This window comes from Streptomyces sp. T39, assembly GCF_008042045.1.
GTDB lineage: Bacteria > Actinomycetota > Actinomycetes > Streptomycetales > Streptomycetaceae > Streptomyces.
Genome location: NZ_RDBP01000238.1, coordinates 1 through 822, shown reverse-complemented (window position 1 = coordinate 822; position 822 = coordinate 1). Strand labels below are relative to the sequence as shown.

At 74.5% G+C, this 822-nt stretch carries 1 protein-coding gene; it reads left to right on the top strand.

Going from position 1 to position 822, the window contains the following annotated elements; genetic code table 11:
- Positions 1–602: 602 nt before the first annotated feature.
- A partial coding sequence (locus EAO77_RS37500) for a nicotinate-nucleotide--dimethylbenzimidazole phosphoribosyltransferase (RefSeq protein WP_187283584.1) occupies positions 603–822 on the top strand: 220 nt, incomplete at its 3' end.

Sequence of the window (822 nt, the reverse complement as noted above, 5' to 3'; positions counted from 1 at the left end):
CCCTGCGCGCCCCGTCCCCCAAGCCACCCCGCGGACCCGTCCACCGTGGTGAAGGGGACTGTCCGGTCTGCACCCCGGTGGGCCCATGACCGGCCTTCGGCCGGCTCGTGCGCGGCCTTCGGCCGCAACACATACACACGACGGCCCGCAGGGGCGATCCTTCCCCTGCCAGGACGGGCCGGTTCGCTCACGTCGACAGGGGCGCGGAGGGGGTGTGTGCGGGCGATAAAACGTCGTTGCGCTAGGGACCGGCCAACCCCGGGCGAGCCTCGCCCGCACACACCCCCGCAGCGCCCCAACGGCACACCCACGTACCCGGCCACACCCAGGCAACCCCAGCCCGTCCGGCGCTTGAGGACACCCGCGCGCAGCGGGGGTGCGAGCGACCACCAGCCCGCACAAGGCGAACGAACCCCAGCCCAAACAGCCCGTCCGGCGCTTGAGGACACGGCCGCAGGCCGTGCTGCAACCACCGGCCCGCACCAGGCGGACGAACCCGCACCACAACAGCCCGTCCGGCGCCTGAGGACACCCGCGCGCAGCGGGGGTGCGAGCCACCACCGGCCCGCACAGGGCGAACGCGGGGCGGTACTGTTCCGCGAATGAGCAGGCTGAATCTCGACGACTTCTCCGATCTGATCGAGCGCCCCGACAGCGGCGTGCGGCGTGACGCCGAGGAACGGCGTGAGCGGCTGGTCGTGCCGGCCGGGGCGCTGGGCCGTCTCGACGAGCTGGCCGAGTGGCTGGCGGCGGCGCAGGCCGCCGTCCCGGTCCGGGCCGTCGACCGCCCGCGGGTGGTGCTGTTCGCCGGTGACCACGGGG